16 protein-coding genes and 1 other RNA gene are annotated in these 16,487 nt (G+C 45.9%); 11 read left to right on the plus strand and 6 right to left on the minus strand.

The window, feature by feature from the left end:
- Positions 1 to 62 precede the first annotated feature (62 nt).
- Both BEL04_RS04855 and BEL04_RS04860 read left to right on the plus strand, forming a co-directional pair.
- Complete coding sequence (locus BEL04_RS04855; protein WP_066000797.1) at positions 63 to 2,507, plus strand: glycoside hydrolase family 2 TIM barrel-domain containing protein; 2,445 nt, start codon at positions 63 to 65, stop codon at positions 2,505 to 2,507.
- 111 nt (positions 2,508 to 2,618) lie between these two features.
- Entirely contained in the window at positions 2,619 to 3,068 is a 450-nt protein-coding gene (locus BEL04_RS04860; RefSeq protein WP_066000799.1) for a hypothetical protein, read from the plus strand.
- Positions 3,069 to 3,255: 187 nt separating this feature from the next.
- On the opposite strand, the gene BEL04_RS24165 is transcribed toward BEL04_RS04860, so the two are convergent.
- Entirely contained in the window at positions 3,256 to 3,633 is a 378-nt protein-coding gene (locus tag BEL04_RS24165) for a hypothetical protein (RefSeq protein ID WP_066000801.1), read from the minus strand.
- 775 nt (positions 3,634 to 4,408) lie between these two features.
- Positions 4,409 to 4,717, minus strand: a complete 309-nt coding sequence (locus BEL04_RS04870) for a hypothetical protein (RefSeq protein WP_066000803.1) — start codon at positions 4,715 to 4,717, stop codon at positions 4,409 to 4,411.
- A gap of 130 nt (positions 4,718 to 4,847) precedes the next feature.
- Between BEL04_RS04870 and BEL04_RS04875 the strand changes: the two genes are divergently transcribed.
- The 3 genes from BEL04_RS04875 to BEL04_RS04885 all read left to right on the plus strand — a co-directional run bounded on the left by BEL04_RS04875 (position 4,848) and on the right by BEL04_RS04885 (position 8,122).
- Positions 4,848 to 5,999 (plus strand): hypothetical protein, encoded by a 1,152-nt coding sequence (locus BEL04_RS04875; RefSeq protein WP_066000804.1) that lies wholly within the window; start codon positions 4,848 to 4,850, stop codon positions 5,997 to 5,999.
- Positions 6,000 to 6,203: 204 nt separating this feature from the next.
- Positions 6,204 to 6,589, plus strand: an RNA gene (gene rnpB / locus BEL04_RS04880) — RNase P RNA component class A.
- Between the two features lie 159 nt (positions 6,590 to 6,748).
- Positions 6,749 to 8,122, plus strand: coding sequence for a sigma-54 dependent transcriptional regulator (locus BEL04_RS04885; RefSeq protein ID WP_066000806.1), 1,374 nt, complete (start codon positions 6,749 to 6,751; stop codon positions 8,120 to 8,122).
- 72 nt (positions 8,123 to 8,194) lie between these two features.
- Here BEL04_RS04885 and BEL04_RS04890 read toward each other — a convergent pair whose 3' ends face one another.
- A complete protein-coding gene (locus BEL04_RS04890) occupies positions 8,195 to 8,605 on the minus strand; it encodes a DUF983 domain-containing protein (RefSeq protein WP_371327578.1) in 411 nt (136 codons plus the stop codon).
- The gene (locus BEL04_RS04895; RefSeq protein ID WP_254659527.1) at positions 8,602 to 9,510 is read right to left on the minus strand and encodes an AraC family transcriptional regulator; all 909 of its coding nucleotides are present in this window, start codon (positions 9,508 to 9,510) and stop codon (positions 8,602 to 8,604) included. Before BEL04_RS04895 ends, BEL04_RS04890 begins: the two co-directional genes overlap by 4 nt.
- Before the next feature lie 153 nt (positions 9,511 to 9,663).
- Here BEL04_RS04895 and BEL04_RS04900 point away from each other — a divergent pair, with 153 nt between their 5' ends.
- Positions 9,664 to 10,683 (plus strand): aldo/keto reductase, encoded by a 1,020-nt coding sequence (locus BEL04_RS04900; RefSeq protein WP_066000812.1) that lies wholly within the window; start codon positions 9,664 to 9,666, stop codon positions 10,681 to 10,683.
- Positions 10,684 to 10,737: 54 nt separating this feature from the next.
- On the opposite strand, the gene BEL04_RS04905 is transcribed toward BEL04_RS04900, so the two are convergent.
- Entirely contained in the window at positions 10,738 to 11,751 is a 1,014-nt protein-coding gene (locus BEL04_RS04905; protein ID WP_066000815.1) for a low specificity L-threonine aldolase, read from the minus strand.
- 101 nt (positions 11,752 to 11,852) lie between these two features.
- On the opposite strand from BEL04_RS04905, the gene BEL04_RS04910 reads away from it, so the two are divergent.
- The 5 genes from BEL04_RS04910 to BEL04_RS04930 all read left to right on the plus strand — a co-directional run bounded on the left by BEL04_RS04910 (position 11,853) and on the right by BEL04_RS04930 (position 15,437).
- Complete coding sequence (locus BEL04_RS04910; RefSeq protein WP_066000818.1) at positions 11,853 to 12,284, plus strand: cupin domain-containing protein; 432 nt, start codon at positions 11,853 to 11,855, stop codon at positions 12,282 to 12,284.
- A gap of 77 nt (positions 12,285 to 12,361) precedes the next feature.
- Positions 12,362 to 13,072, plus strand: a complete 711-nt coding sequence (locus tag BEL04_RS04915) for a hypothetical protein (protein WP_066000819.1) — start codon at positions 12,362 to 12,364, stop codon at positions 13,070 to 13,072.
- Positions 13,073 to 13,129: 57 nt separating this feature from the next.
- Positions 13,130 to 13,618: an ester cyclase gene (locus BEL04_RS04920; RefSeq protein ID WP_066000820.1), complete on the plus strand. Its 489-nt coding sequence runs from the start codon at positions 13,130 to 13,132 to the stop codon at positions 13,616 to 13,618.
- 47 nt (positions 13,619 to 13,665) lie between these two features.
- The gene (gene queG / locus BEL04_RS04925; RefSeq protein WP_066000821.1) at positions 13,666 to 14,601 is read left to right on the plus strand and encodes a tRNA epoxyqueuosine(34) reductase QueG; all 936 of its coding nucleotides are present in this window, start codon (positions 13,666 to 13,668) and stop codon (positions 14,599 to 14,601) included.
- Complete coding sequence (locus tag BEL04_RS04930) at positions 14,595 to 15,437, plus strand: hypothetical protein (protein ID WP_066000823.1); 843 nt, start codon at positions 14,595 to 14,597, stop codon at positions 15,435 to 15,437. The genes queG and BEL04_RS04930 overlap by 7 nt, the downstream gene beginning before the upstream one ends.
- Here BEL04_RS04930 and BEL04_RS04935 read toward each other — a convergent pair whose 3' ends face one another.
- Positions 15,438 to 16,463, minus strand: coding sequence for a 3'-5' exonuclease (locus tag BEL04_RS04935; protein WP_066000824.1), 1,026 nt, complete (start codon positions 16,461 to 16,463; stop codon positions 15,438 to 15,440). It lies immediately after the preceding gene.
- Positions 16,464 to 16,487 lie beyond the last annotated feature (24 nt).

A 16,487-nucleotide genomic window follows, 5' to 3' on the forward strand; every position in this document is an offset into this window, starting at 1 on the left:
CTTACTTTTATTGCTGCTTTAAAAATGTTTAGTTTGCGGCTATAAACCGATTTCCGCATCAAATGTCGTCTGCAAAAAAAAGCCTTTTAGTACTATTATCTTTCTTTGCCGGATTTTATCCTGCATTAGCTCAGCAAAGGATACATCTCACCAACAATTGGGAATTTATAAAACAAGACCTTGGCAGTGTTTGGGAAGCTGTTCGCCCGATACCCGCACCCGATAACCCCGAAGGTGTACCTGTCTGGGAAAAGGTTACCCTGCCGCATTGCTTTAACAGCCGCGATGCTGTTGACCCTGCGGGGAATTATTACCAGGGCCCGGGATGGTATCGCACCAAACTCGATATCCAGAACCCGTATACCAACGGCCGAACTTTGTTACACTTTGAAGGCGCCGGGCAGAAAACGGATGTGTATATATACACCACCAAAGTAGGCTCGCATTTGGGCGGTTACGATGAGTGGACGGTTGATATTACCGATGCCGTGGCTGCTTTTAAAAAGACGGAGGCATTTACCAAGCGATTTAACGGCAAAGTACCTGTAGAGATACGCTGCGACAACTCTCGCGATGTGGAGAGCATCCCTTCGCGCATGTCGGATTTTTGCGTGTATGGGGGTTTGTACCGCTACCTGAGTTTAGTTTATGCTCCTGCCCTTTCGTTAGATAAAGTTTTCGCTGCTGCGGAAGTAGATAAAGATGGCAAAATGGGCAAACTAAATATTAAAGCCCGTTTTTACAATCCGGAGAAGGTTGCCTTGGCCAATGTGCAGGTGGTGATCACCGACCCGCATGGCAAAGTGATCAATCAGAACAGCAGCAAGCTTGCCAGCCTGAGCGCCGATGAACCGGTGGGCTTGTTTGCCATAAAAAACCCGGTGATCTGGTCGCCCGCCAGCCCACAATTATATACGGTTGATGTGACCGTAACAAGCGATGCGGGAACTGTGAAACAAACCGAAAAAGTGGGTTTCCGCAATTTTGAGTTTGTGGATAACGGCCCGTTTATGCTGAACGGCAAACGGTTATTGCTGCAGGGCACACACCTGCATGCCGACCAGGCCGGTGTGGCCGCGGCCATGACCGAGGATATGACGCGCATCGACCTGCAGATGATCAAAGATATGGGCGCCAATTTTATCCGTTTGGGGCATTACCAGCAATCAAAACTGGTGCTCGACCTGTGCGACAGCCTGGGCCTTTTAGTTTGGGAAGAAACGCCCTGGTGCCGCGGCGGCCTTGGCGGCGATGTGTATAAAAACCAGGCACGCAGTATGCTCACCAATATGATCGAGCAGCATTATAACCATCCGGCCATCATCATCTGGAGCCTGGGTAACGAGAACGACTGGCCAGGCGATTTTGAGGAGTTCGACAAGCAAAAGATCCGCACCTTTATGAGCGAACAGAACGACCTGGCGCACCGCCTCGACCCATCGCGCAAAACGGCCATCCGCCGCTGCGATTTTTGCAAGGATATTGTGGATGTATACTCGCCTACCATTTGGGCCGGCTGGTACGGTAAAGGTTTATATACCAACTATAAAGACCTGGAAGAAAAAGGCTATAAATCGGTCAAGCATTTTTTACATGTGGAATGGGGCGGCGACAGCCACCAGTTCCGCTTTTCGGAAAACCCGGAATATGTAAAACCTAAAAATAAAAAACCGGGCGATACCACTAAAGTTGAGGTAAGCTACTCGAAAGACGGCGACTGGAGCGAAAGCTATATCTGCAACCTGTTCGACTGGACGCTAAAGGAGCAGGAAAACATGCCCTGGCTAACCGGAACCGCCTTTTGGACATTTAAAGATTTTGCTACGCCGCTGCGCCCCGATAACCCGGTGCCGTTCATTAACCAGAAAGGCGTTGTAGCGCACGACCAAACACCGAAAGAAGAATATTACGTAGTACAATCGTACTGGAGCAATAAACCGATGGCGCATATTTACGGGCATACCTGGCCCGTGCGCTGGGGCGATGCCGGTGAAGAAAAAATGGTGAAAGTATTTTCGAACTGCGACGAAGCCGAACTGTGGGTGAACGGCAAAAGCTACGGCACTAAAAAACGCAACAGCCAGGATTTCCCGGCTGCCGGCTTGCGCTGGAATGTAGTATTTAATAAGGGCGATAACCATATCAAGGTAATCGCCAAAAAAGGTAAGGTTGTAATAACTGATGAACTTGATCAACAATACCAAACCGATAAATGGGGCAAACCCGCCAAACTGGTGATGGAAAAGATAGGCGAAAAGGACGGCATAGCTACCGTACAGGTAAAACTGTACGACGCCAGCAACATCCAATGCCTCGACGCCGCTAACTGGATCAATTTCTCCCTTGCCGGGGACGGTATTTTACTGGATGACCTGGGCACCTCGACCGGCTCGCGCAAGGTGCAGGCTTATAACGGCCGCGCGCAGATATCGGTTGATACCCGTAAGGGTAAAAGTGTGGTGGGCGTGGCGAGTACGGGGTTGAAGAGTGTGTTTGTGGAGTTGTAGGGGCTGTTAAATCACAGGTGATCAAAAACAGATGCACAAAACGTGCATTATCAGAAAATATCTTATAAGATAGTAAAAAGGTATATTTGAAAATATTGATATCTATACCTTATGAAATTTTACATTGGAGTATTACTGGTACTAACTCTTGTGTTAATTGGAGTTATTCCATCTAAAGCACAGAAAAATCACTTTAACAATTCAAAGCTGGTTCATATACTTAAAGATGATCGCGGAAATATATTAGGCAAGGTGTACATTTCTGACTATCATGATGAGGGCCCTTACAGAACCGATATATTCTATAAATTAACCATCGTCAAACAAGATAGAGGAAAAATAGACACGCTGTACTTTATAAACAATACTGTTTGGCGAAACACCAAAGGATTTGATATGAGTGCTGCGAAAGAAAATTTTTTCGGTTATAAGATCGAAATGATGAAAAATGACTCATTTAGTTTATTTATTCCTTCCCGGAATGGCATTGGAGCTTCGGATCCCGCTATCATAGTATGGGATTATAAGAAGAAGATTTTTAGGGTATTTACCGAAGAATAAAGGCCTTTCGCTAGCTATCCGAAGTCTACGACTTCGAAACAGCGGAAGTTACATTACGTTAAACTTAGAGACTTCGAATAGCAGGGTGTTTGTGGAGTTATAGGAGCTTGTTAAAATCACAAGTCAGCAGCTCCGCAGCTACCGCACAAGACTTGCGTTATGGCAGGAAGAAAAAAACTCAATTTGATTATTCGAATCCGACCCGTTTAATTGTCGTAGAAAAAGTGATAATTAAGACACCTATAATGAGCGTTACAAGCTGATTTAAAAATTGATAGAAATTGGCATCACCGAATATGTGCTTATCTTCATCAAGCACAGTACCTAAAATTTGTAATAGACTACCTATTACCAAAAACACGATTACCCAAATTAAAATAACTTGTTTGGCATATTTGTTTTTTGTCATTATAAAGATCAATACCAAAGACTGGATACAAATAGGTATAAGGCCTAAAACATTTTTGCCCATCACAGACACGAATACGTTGTAAACCAACAATATAAGAATATATGCTATCAATAAAATGTAATAAATTTTATTTGTAAAAACAACTTTTTGCATTTGTTATAAAATTTTAGAGTTTCCTTCGTTATACTATTATAGTGAATTTCTCACTACTGGTCGAAGTTTAAAAATTTCGACTTAACATTGTGCAAGCATTCTGCTTGGTTGAGTTGGAAGCTTAACACATTATAGGTCTGAGTTACGCTGCGTTAAACTTTGACCAGTAGTTACTGTTTTCTTGCTTGTCCCACCAAAAAACCGTATATTTATGCAATTCAGCCGGTTTCGGCTAAAGTTCTTTGATCCGATCGCATACAGGGGTATACCCATTAATACCCATGCGATACCCATGTATTTGATGGGTGTTAAATTATACAAAAGTGCCTTTATGGCGTTTCAAGGCATATTTTAGGTAAAATTCGTTTAAAATACCCATAAATACCCATGCCTTTTCTGAAGCTACGGTATGCAAAGCATGTGTTTTTATGATGTTTTGAAGCCTGACATGTGAAGCACTCGTTACAAACGAGCGTAAGATACGCAAGACATCGGCATACCGATGTGATACCTATGTCATACCGATGTGTTTCATCGGTGCTAAAAACACAAAAAGCCCGAATTTGGGCTTTAAACGAAGTTTTCAATAAAAAATACGTGAAAATACCGAAGAATACCTATGTCCGTTTGTTTGATTTGTTCACTGGTTCATTGGTCATTGGTTTAGTGAAACTTGCATTCTGTTAAGTTCGGGGATGAACTATCCGAATGTCCTTTGTGGAGATTGCTTCAGTGCCGTTTGGAATTACGCGCGGAGATACTTGCACTTTCCATCTCAAAACAACTCTTTCGACGAGCCTACCAAAGTGAGCAACTCCTGTTTGGGTGGCTCTTCTAAACCGTGGGCTTTAAGCTGTTGCTGAAAGTGGATAAAAGACGGTAGTTCGTTCAGCAGTTTTTGCGCTGCTTCGTTTTCCTGGAAAGCGGTATGGATAAACGTTTGCCCGTCGGGACTTAAACAGCAATGGTACATAATACCCGGCGAGTTCAGCTTCCGCAGGTCGGCCATTACGGCCTGGATATTGATTTGATTCTGGGCCACAAAACCGGCTTTGGCGGTGTAGGTTACTTTGACGATTCTCATAGTGCATTATTATTTAGTTGAAGCAACTTGAAAAGGTATTTAAAGGTAAAGCATTTATAATATACTTGCTGTTAAACTATTGTAAAACAGCGGATATTCTGTAAGTTAGCTTGCCTTATTTTATCACATTATGCTAAAAAAATCTATCTGTACCCTACCGGGGTTATTGCTTTATGTTATTTGCTGCAGCCAGGCAGTGTATTTGCCGAAAAACTTAAAGCTCCCTGCGGATTCGGTGCGGTTGATCGACAACCTGAATAATTTTTTGATCCAGCTGCCTAAACCCGACAAAGATAACAGCATGGTGCTGAAAGAAAACCTGCTCACCGCCGCTGCTTTGATGGATGAAATGAAAGGTATGACAGATGCAGGCGCGGATAAAAAAGGCGTTTATAAATGTTATTTGACCAATATAGTACCGCTGGATAGCAATAGTTACGTTATACAGCTTGCGTACATGGGTGTTGATGCCGGCGCTCCGGTTTTAAGGGCGGGTTTTAAGCTGATCGCGCAAAGGCGGGATGAGCAGTATTACTTTGACAGTCCGCTAAAGCGGAATACGCGTGGCTGGCAGGTTAAAAAAACCGGGAGTTTCATCGTCTACCGCAACACTAACAACAAGGTTAGCAAGCTCGATACTTATGTAACCAAAGCCATGGCGTTTGATAAGCAGTTGCACGCGCAAAATTATACTACCGAAGTTTACTATTGCGATAACACGGTGGATGCCCTTGAACTATTAGGCATCGACTATAAAAAGGAATATAACAGCCTGCCTTTCGCACACCTTTCGACATTTGAGGGCGGTAACAATCTGCACGTCATCGGCGCACAGCCAACGGAGTACGCAGCCTATGACCTGCACGACCTGTGGCATAACCGTTTGCATCACGTGGCATCAACCGATGTCATCAACCGCCCGATGGACGAAGCCACTGCCTATTTGCACGGTGGCAGCTGGGATATCAGCTGGCCGGATATCTTTAAAAAGTTTAAGGCATTTGCGGGCACGAATCACGACTGGTTATCCATTTTTACCGCGCATAGCCGGTTTGGCGATGCCAGGGCGCCGCTGTATACCGATTACGTGATAGACGCGCTGATAGCCGAGAAAGTAGAAAAAGAAAAGGGGTTCGAGGCGGTTATGGCGCTGATATGCAGCGGAAAAAAAGAGCCCGACAACGCCGGTTTCTTTAAGGCGCTGGAAAAAGAAGCAGGGGTTACAAAGGTCAACTTTAATGCAGAGGTGGAGAAGATGGTTCAGCACGAGAACCCGCGTTAGCGATTGAAGCGCCCGCCTGCCGGACGGGCAGGGATACCGGCCCATTCGACGGGCTCAGGGTGGGCCTGTGGCTAAAGCCTGAAGGCGTATGAGCGCCCGCCTGCCGGACGGGCAGGAAAAGCGCGGCCCGCGTAGGGAAACGCCTAAATAATCGGCGCAATCGTTTTTATCATCGGTGTAATCTAAAAAGAGTATCTTTGCAGCAAAGCAAACCGCTCTATCGCTGCCTTTCGGGGCGGAGGAAAGTCCGGGCAACACAGGGCATCCTGCTTCCTAACGGGAAGGCGCCGCCAGTTGGCGACGGAAAGTGCCACAGAAAATATACCGCCGCGGTATTATGCCGGGGTAAGGTTGAAAACGCGAGGTAAGAGCTCACGGCCTTGTATGGTAACATGCATTGCGGTAAACCCCAGGAGTTGAAAAACCAAATAGGTTACAAAAGCGGAGCTGCCCGCTCCCTTCCGGTGCCCTGCACCGGTATTTGTAATGGGTAGGTTGTTAGAGCCTGACAGCAATGCCCGGCCCAGATAAATGATAGAGGTCCCGGTTTAACCGGGAAACAGAACCCGGCTTACAGGTTTGCTACTGGAATTAAAGACCTCTTTTTCCAAAAAACGGAAAAGAGGTCTTATTTTTCTATACTTCTCAAAACATAAGCCTGTAAATGTTGTTAAAAGGTTAAATCACCAAAAGTGTTTAATTTACTATACATTTTATTTTAACTTAGCAGTTAATACAACGACGACCTTATGGCTAAAATCCTGATAATTGATGATGAACGCGCTATCCGTAATACACTCCGTGAAATTTTAGAATACGAAGATTACCAGGTTGATGACATAGATAACGGTATTGATGGTTTGGAGATGATGCAGAAAACCGACTACGATCTGGTTTTATGCGATATCAAAATGAACCGGATGGATGGTATGGAAGTACTGTCGGAAGGGTTGGCGCTAAGGCCCGATCTGCCGTTTATCATGATATCGGGCCACGGTACGGTCGAGACCGCCGTTGAGGCCAGCAAAAAAGGCGCGTTCGATTTTATTTCGAAACCACCCGATCTGAACCGTTTACTCATTACGGTACGCAACGCGCTCGATCGCGGGTCGCTGGTTACCGAAACCAAGGTTTTAAAACGCAAAGTATCAAAAACAAGGGAGATTTTAGGCGAATCGCAGGCAATATCTAAGATCAAGGAAACTATCGACCGGGTTGCCCCTACTGATGCCCGGGTATTGATCACTGGTGCAAACGGCAGCGGAAAAGAGCTGGTAGCCCGCTGGCTGCACGAAAAATCGCACCGCAACAACGCACCGCTGATCGAGGTAAACTGTGCGGCTATCCCGTCTGAACTGATCGAGAGCGAACTGTTCGGCCACGAAAAAGGTTCGTTTACTTCGGCTATCAAGCAACGTATAGGCAAATTCGAGTCGGCCAGCGGAGGTACTTTGTTTTTGGATGAGATCGGCGATATGAGCCAGTCGGCCCAAGCTAAAGTACTGCGCGCCCTACAGGAGAACAAGATAACCCGCGTAGGAGGCGAAAAAGAAATAGATGTTGACGTTCGCGTGATAGCTGCAACCAACAAAGACCTGCTTAAAGAGATCGAAGCCGGTAACTTCCGTATGGACCTGTACCACCGCCTGAGCGTGATCCTGATCCATGTGCCGCCGCTGACCGAACGCCGGGACGATATCGGCATCCTGTCGCAAAGTTTTTTAGAGGAAATTTGCAGCGAGTATGGCATCCCGGTAAAGAAAATATCAGAAGCCGGGCTGGAAGCACTGAAAGCCTTACCCTGGACGGGTAACATCCGTGAGCTGCGCAACATGATCGAACGTTTGATCATCCTGAGCGATAAAGTAATTACCGATGCTGAGGTGCGGTCGTTCGCCAATCCTTCGGCGCCTGTTACTGCCAATACCAATACAATTGCCCAGCCCGATTTTGATCAGTTTAAAAACTTCCAGGAGTATAAGGATTTTGCCGAGCGTGAGTATATCAAATTCAAACTCGAAAAAAATAACTGGAACGTATCAAAAACTGCCGATGATATCGATATACAGCGCAGCCACCTGTACAGCAAGATCGAGAAGTACGCTTTAAAGCGGGGGGAATAATGGCCCCTCCCAAACCCTCCCCGGTAGGGAGGGCTTAAAAATGGTGTTAAAGTCTCCCCTTCTGGGGGAGATTTAGAGGGGGCTTCTTTCCCGATGGTAATGCAAGCCCGGGGTTAACCAGTGCAGCAAAGCCACGCGGGAGTACCTGAAATTGAACGGTGATAAGATAACCGAAGCCGACAGTGCCAGTCCCACGTATAACCAGGGGTTCATACTGCCCGTCAGTACCGACGTAGCCACACAAACAGTCACCATTTCGGCAACGTTCAGGGCATAGCTCACAAACATGGCCACATAAAAATAGCCCGGTTCGCGTTCGTATGTCAGGCCGCAATGGCTGCAGGTTTTGTTCATTTTTTGTGAATGGAAGCCGTACATGCTATTGGCGAATAGATTACCCTGGCGGCAGCGCGGGCATCTGGCGTGTACGATGGCCGGCCAGGCGGCTAATTTGATCTGTGGTTTATCTGTAGTATTCATCATGTTGATTTTAAAGTGTTCTTTCTGAATTCTTCGGGAGTGGTGCCGGTTAATTTCTTGAAAAACTTGGTGAAATAAGAGTTATCGCTAAAGTTCAATTGGAGCGCTACATCGGCAATGCTCAATTGCGGATTGGTAAGCATCCGCTTGGCTTCCAGCAGCACCCGGTTACGGATCACCTCCCCTGCCTGCATACCCAGCAGATCTTTACACAAGGCATTGAGGTGGTTGGGCGTGATGTAAAGCAGTTGCGCATAATCCTTTGGATGCTTAAGCTCGGTATAATGCTGTTCTATCAGTTTTTGGAAGCTTTTGAGCAAAGTATAATTATACGATGCGGCTCCCTTAATTTCGATAACGCCTTGCACCCTGCTGATGTTGATAAACAATTGCAGCATCAGTGTGCGCAGCATATCTGTTGCCATTGCCTGGGTCAAAGCCGCCTCTTTGATGATCAGTTCAAAAACATCAGTTACCTGCTGGTGAACATCTTCAGGCAGGTCGATCACCGCAGATTTCAAATCGCCGGAAAAAAAAAGAAAGCTATCCAGGTATTCGGGCCGCAATAAAAACGACTGGAAAAACGAGGTGGAGAAATTGATAATATAGCCATCGGCGAAACCTTCAAAATCCCAGCTATGCACCTGCCCGGGTATCATAAAGTATACCTGGAAAGGTTTTACTGTAAACGTTTCAAAATCAATGGTGTGCGTGCCTGCGCCTTTGGTAAAAAGTACCAGGTGATAGAAAGAGTGCCTGTGCGGGAAGACCATGCTCTTATGCTCTTCGAGATATGGCGCAAACCGGCTTACGAGCACATCATCCTGTTTACCAGGTGCTAACGAACAAATATCGTATATGGGATAGCTTTGTAACATCGAAACAAATTTAGGTACTATTATATCCATAATTATGGTATTTATCTAAGCTTTAGTGGTACTATTCAACGATTGAATGCTTTTACTCAACAAGTGCATCATACTTTTCTCATTTTCAGATATCCTGCTTTATAAATGCTTAAAAGGCCATAAATTAGCATCACGAACCAAACATCTGCAACTATGAAATACAACTTTTTCGGTAATACAGGCTTATTGGTATCCGAACTCTGTTTCGGTACCATGACTTTCGGCGGTAAGGGCATGTGGGAAGCCATAGGCAAAATTCAACAGGCCGAAGTGAACGATCTGATGAAGACCGTGATCGATTCCGGTATCAACTTTATCGATACGGCCAACGTTTACTCTTACGGCGAATCGGAAACTTTGCTGGGACAATCCATCATCGATAATGGCATTAACCGGCACGACCTGGTCATAGCAACCAAAGTTCGCGGAAAAATGAGCGAAAGCAAAAACAATATGGGCTTGTCGCGCTACCATATTTTCCAGTCGGTTGACGAAAGCCTGAAACGGTTACAGTTGGATCATATCGACATTTTGTATGTCCACGGCGTCGATCCGAAAACACCTGTTGAAGAAACCATGCGTGCTTTAAACGATATTGTACTGACAGGAAAAGTACGCTATATTTCTGTATGTAACTGGCCGGCATGGATGGTAATGAAGGCACAAGGTATTGCCGCTTTACACGGGTGGAACAAGTTTGAAGGCCTGCAATACTATTACAGCCTGGCCGGGCGCGATATCGAGCGCGAAGTATTACCCATGGCAGCCGATCAAAAACTGGCCGTAATGCCATGGAGCCCGCTGGCAGGCGGTTTCCTTTCGGGAAAATACACCCGTAATTCCACAAAAAGTGGTGCTAACCGCCGGGATAACTTTGATTTTCCGCCGGTAAATAAGGAAAAAGCCTACGATATCATTGATGTCATCGTCGAAACCGGCAAAAGCCACAATGTTTCGGCAGCGCAGATAGCTTTGGCCTGGGTACGCCAGCAACCGGGCATTACCAGTACCATTATAGGTGCGAAGACGGCAGACCAATTGCAGGATAACATCAAATCCATTGAGATTACGCTTAGCGCAGACGAACTGAAACGCATCGACGAAGTAAGCGCATTATCAAAAGAATACCCCGGTTGGATGGTCGAAAGGCAATCGGCGGACAGGGAGTCGTGAGCCCGGAGCCTGAAGTCTTGAGCCAAAAGTATTTTAGTTTTTTGACTCAAGACTCTATACTAAGGACTTTAGACTGGAAACAGCATACTCCACCTGCTCGGGGTGCACATCCAGATGCAGCACAAAGCGGATTCGGTGCTTGTCGGTAGCATTGGCTTTGATACCTTTTTCTGCGAGTTTTTTAAGCACGGGTTCCGCAGGTTCTACAGTATCAAATAACAAGATATTGGTATCGGCAGGTATTACGTTACTTATCCAGGGCAGTTTGGCAAGTTCTGCACCCAGTAACGCGGCATGTGCATGGTCGATCTTCAAACGCTCCACATGATGATCGAGCGCATAAATTCCGGCCGCAGCCAAGAAGCCTGCCTGGCGCATCCCGCCGCCCATTACCTTACGGATACGGCGCGCATATTTAATGGTTTCTTTGCTGGCCAACAGTACCGAGCCGACAGGCGCACCTAATCCTTTGGACAGGCATACCGAAATACCATCAAAGTATTGCCCGTAATCGGCAGCCTTATCGCCCGTGTGCACCAGGGCATTAAAAATCCGTGCACCATCAAGATGCAGCTTTAAACCGCGTTCTTTACATAATTGAGCAATGGGCGCTATCTGCGAAAGCGTATAACAGCTGCCGCCGCCTTTGTTTACGGTATTCTCCAGAACAACCAAACTGGTATGCGGAAAGTGGATATTCTCGGCATTGATCTCCGGTTCTATCATTTCTGCGGTCAGTATGCCACGATCGCCGTATAACAGCCTTGTCGAAACGCCTGAATTAAAAGCGATGCCTCCGCCTTCGTAACGGTACACGTGCGCTGTTTGATCGGCTATCAGTTCGTCAAGCGGTTGGGTAAAACATTTGATGGCTATCTGGTTGGTCATCGTCCCCGACGGGCAGAACAGGCCGGCTTCCATGTTAAACATAGCCGCGAGTTTGGTTTCGAGAGCGTTTATGGTTTCGTCTTCTCCGAAAACATCGTCGCCAACTTTGGCATTCATCATGGCTTCCAGCATAGCCGGAGTAGGCTTGGTAACGGTATCGCTCCTTAAATCAACAATCATTGTAGTAATAACTTGGTGTCTGTCGCCCAATTTTAGGTATTTAATTTGTATTTGCAGCCGTTTTTATAATTTTACCCAACCTTTATCTCAAACCTGTTACAATGAAAGCTCCTAAAGAAATGATCACCCTTGGTGGTTTACAGTTGAATTTTCTGTTAGATGGCGATGATACCGACAACCAGATGGTGATGTTCGAATTCAGCATCAAGCCTGGCTCAAAAGTACCCGTGGCTCATTACCACGTCGACGTCGACGAAGCCATTTACGGACTGGAAGGCACCATGACCTCGATTGTTGACGGGCAAACTGTCGAGACCGGCCCCGGCGATCGTTTGTTTATTACCCGCGGGCAGACCCATTACCACGATAATTTTACCGACAAAGAAACAAAAGTACTTTGCATACTTACCCCGGCATCGATCGGCCCCGCTTATTTCAGGGAGTTAAAAGCAGTAATTGTTCCGGGTACGCCTCCCGACCCGAAAATAATCGGTGAGATTATGCTGCGCCACGGGCTGATACCTGCCACCTAATTGTAATTTGGCCGTTACCCAAACAATATTTAAGCAGTTTTGGTGTTTATCACTGCATATAACAATTGATTATTACGATGAAAATTTGGATACTTTCATTCGCATGTACCTTATTGCTGGCCGTTAATGCTAACGCGCAAATGTTTGGCGGTAATTTTAAGCAAGGTTACTACTATGATATCAACGGGCAAAAGGTTGAAGGGCTGATCAACGAAAACACTTCGGGCAAAGGCCCTGTACCTAATGAGGGCTATATTATCTTCAAAGAGAACGATAAAGCCGAAAAGCAAAAACTGAGCGCCAGTATGATACATGGCTTCGTGGTTGGTGTTGACAGCTTTATTGTGGCACGGGCGCCGCGCGTGGGCGCATGGTCAAAATACGATATGGACTTTTTACGTGTGGTGATCAACGATACTACGAAATTGTTTACCATTAATGGCAGCGAGCGCGGTAAAGAAGGCCGTGGCGGCGGTGTACGACCTTCTGTATCAACAGGTTTAGGCATTGGCGGCGGCTACGGTGGCGGCATTGGCATGGGGCTTTCGCTGGGCAGCGGCTTATTTGGCGGTGGTGGTGGCAGTACCCACGCCGTTTACTACTACGGATCGGGAGTGGGCGATATGGTCGAAATAACCAAACAAAACTTTGTTGCCGCAATGACCGAGGTTTTAGCAGCCGAACCCGAAGCCGTGAAAAAGGTAGTCGACAAAAAATATAAACTTGGCGATATGGAGGCCCTGCTTAAATACTACAATCAATTGCGCGAAGAACACGGCAACAAGTAACTAATATACAAGGGTTTTACTAACTTTACTTATCAGTTTTTTAGTAAATCCCTTACCATGAAAATACCTTTCCTGCCTGCGGCAGTAGTGACAACTGTCATGCTATTGTTTGCCTTTAAACCGCAACCGCTTGCTTCGCAGTTAATCATCAGGCATCATTTCGAAGCGCTAAACAAACACGACCTGGTTGAGTTAGCTAAAGACTACGCCGGGAATGCTAAAGTACGATCGGCCAGCTGGGATGGCAACCACATCGGCCCCGAAGCTGTTACCGAAGCTTATGCCCGTTACTTTCATACCTCGCCCGATTTAAAATACACCATAACCGACGTAATTTATAGCGATACTTCGGCGGTGATCAGCTATACGTCAACAGGTACCATGATCAATCTCGAGGGCGGTTCGCCGGCTTATATGCAGGGTAAACGGTATACCCTCAATAACTGTACGGTAATGCATATCAAGGCAGGTAAAATTGTTGATGAGGCTACCTATTTCGACCAGGTATCATTTTTACGGCAAATGGATTTCTTTAACCAGAAATGATTAAGCCCGTTTCGGTACGAATTTACATTATGCCTATCTTTGCATAAATGCTGCAAAATAAAGCCAACTATACCAAACTGATCAAAAACTGGGCCCGCGAGCTTGGCTTTATGGATTGCGGCATAGTACAGGCCGGTTTCCTGGAAGAGGAAGCTCCCAGGCTCGAAGCCTGGCTCAACAATGGTTTCCATGGCGAGATGCAGTACATGGAAAACCACTTTGATAAACGCCTCGATCCGCGTTTATTAGTTGATGGGGCAAAATCGGTCATCAGTTTAAGCCTTAATTATTATACATCCGATCAGCAAGCTGACGAAGGTGCACCGCGTATTTCAAAATACGCTTATGGTGCTGATTATCACCATGTAATTAAAGACAAATTAAAGCAATTACTTCAGCTGATTACCGATAGCATCGGTGAAGTTAATGGCCGGGTGTTTGTCGATTCGGCACCGGTATTAGACAAGGCCTGGGCAAAAAAAGCCGGCTTGGGCTGGATTGGTAAAAACGCCAATCTCATTAATAAAAACGCCGGATCGTTTTTCTTTTTGGCCGAGCTGATCGTCGATCTGGAGTTGGAGTACGACGTTCTACCTACAGCCGATCATTGCGGCACCTGTACCCGCTGTATAGATGCCTGCCCTACCGAGGCTATTGTTGGCCCCTATTTGGTGGATGGCAGCAAGTGCATCTCATACCTCACCATCGAACTTAAAAACGAAATCCCCACGGCTTTTAAGGATAAAATGGATGGTTGGATGTTTGGCTGCGATGTTTGCCAGGATGTTTGTCCATGGAACCGCTTTTCGGTAACGAACCAGGAGCCTGCTTTCAAGCCGCATCCGGATCTGCTTGGCATGACCAAACAGGATTGGGAAGAAATTACCGAAGACACCTTTAAAAAAGTGTTCAAGGGTTCGGCTGTTAAACGCACCAAATACAGCGGTCTCAAACGAAATATCCAATTCATTAAGCCATGCTGAAAGTTTTATTGGCGAGCATACTCCTTATCGCATTAAACGCACAGGCTCAGACCTTAAAAATAAGGGGTAGAAAACCCGCTGCACTAAATGGCAGTCAATTTGCGGCATCGATCAGTGATACCGGGATCAATCTTGCAAAACGCGAAAAAATCATTTTTAAAGCCATCAAAAAGGGGAACGTACCTGAGTTTTACCGCAAACTCGTATTGGTTACCGACAGCGCAATGATTGACAATAAACCTGCTAAGATCAGTTATTACACCATTCCCGACTATATCGCCATAGGCACCGACACCGATTACTTTTACTGCCCCATGACGCCGGCTTTGGCACAGCGTGTGGCTAACAAGCTTAAATGCAGCTTGCCTACACGCAAAATGGTAAACGCCATCTATGCAACCGCGTCTATCAAACTGTCACCAATGCCTCTACTTCCGGGTCCGGCTATGACAACGGTGCCGGTGTTCGTCCATCATAATGAAATCGTGAGGCGGCAGCTGGACAGTTTAGGTAATCAATTGATGCACGGCGCTTTAGTTGCAGGCGATAAAAAGGATGTGATCATCTCCAACCGGATATATAATGACACTTCGGCCTTTCATGTCGTAATTTACGGCTGGCATAAAAAAAGTGGTAAAGCTATACAACCCCTGTATGCACGGCACCTCAGCTCCTGGGCCGATTACAGCCACGGTATTCGTTTAATACAACGCACGGTATGGGTTAACGGTAAAAAAACGAGCATAAAAAAGGTGCTCCGTTCAGAGCACCTTAATGTTTTATTAAGCGACGAAGGGCCGATCAAAAAACCCTTTTACCCTACCCACGTAAACTGATCAGCCTTTTTTAAATTTATCGGCCAGTTGTTTCAGCATATCGTTATCGATAGGTTTGGCCGGCTCTTCTTTTCTTTCTTTACGTGGTACAAACGCCGGGTTATTGGGCCTTGGCGTAAATGGTTTCTTTGCAACTTGTGTATCGATCTTCTTATTTTCCGGTTGCGGATTAGGTTGTTGTTTAGGTTCGGCGGTCTTTTGCTCTGGTTTAACCTGGTCCTTCTTCGCATTATAGCGTTTGTATATCTGCTCCAGTTTGCGCTTGGTATACAGCGGAAAATCGCCCTGCATCATCCAGGCATAGTAGCTTGGCTCTATCTTAAACACGTCTTCAACCTTTTTTCCTTTGTGTTTACCAAAATTGAATACTTCGGCGCCTGTTTCGTCATACACCATACGGCCCGCAAAATCAACCGGGTTACTCATGTTGGTAAATTTATGTAAGCCCTCCACATCGTTTACTACGGGCTTGGTTTTCACGCCTTTTTTATCCTCAAATTCGGTATCGGCATAGCGTTCAATCTGGGCGAGCAAAACTTCCATTGTTGCACGTGTATCAGCTTCGGCGCTATGAGCATTTACAATATCCTTACCGCAATAAAACTGGTACGCAGCACGCAGGGTGCGTTGCTCCATCTGGTGAAATATATTCTGCACATCGATAAAATGACGTGATTCGATATCAAACGGATGCTCAACACGCAAAAACTCCTCCATCAGCATCGGTATGTCAAACCTGTTGGAATTATAACCGGCCAGGTCGCTGTCGCCTATAAAATCGGCTATTTCCTTAGCAGCGTTTTTAAAGGTAGGTGCATTTACGATGTGCTCTTCGTAAATGCCGTGTATCAGCGACGATTCGAGTGCGATCGGGATTTCAGGATTGATTTTCCAGGTTTTAACCTCTTCGCCTCCATCCGGGTTCATTTTAATAACGGATATTTCTACTATGCGGTCGACTCCGATATTGGTACCCGTTGTTTCCAGGTCAAAAAAAGCAAGCGGCCGTTTAAGGTTTAATTTCATTTGTATGTTTTTCAAAGTGCAAAG

This window comes from Mucilaginibacter sp. PPCGB 2223 (assembly GCF_001705515.1).
Lineage (GTDB): Bacteria > Bacteroidota > Bacteroidia > Sphingobacteriales > Sphingobacteriaceae > Mucilaginibacter.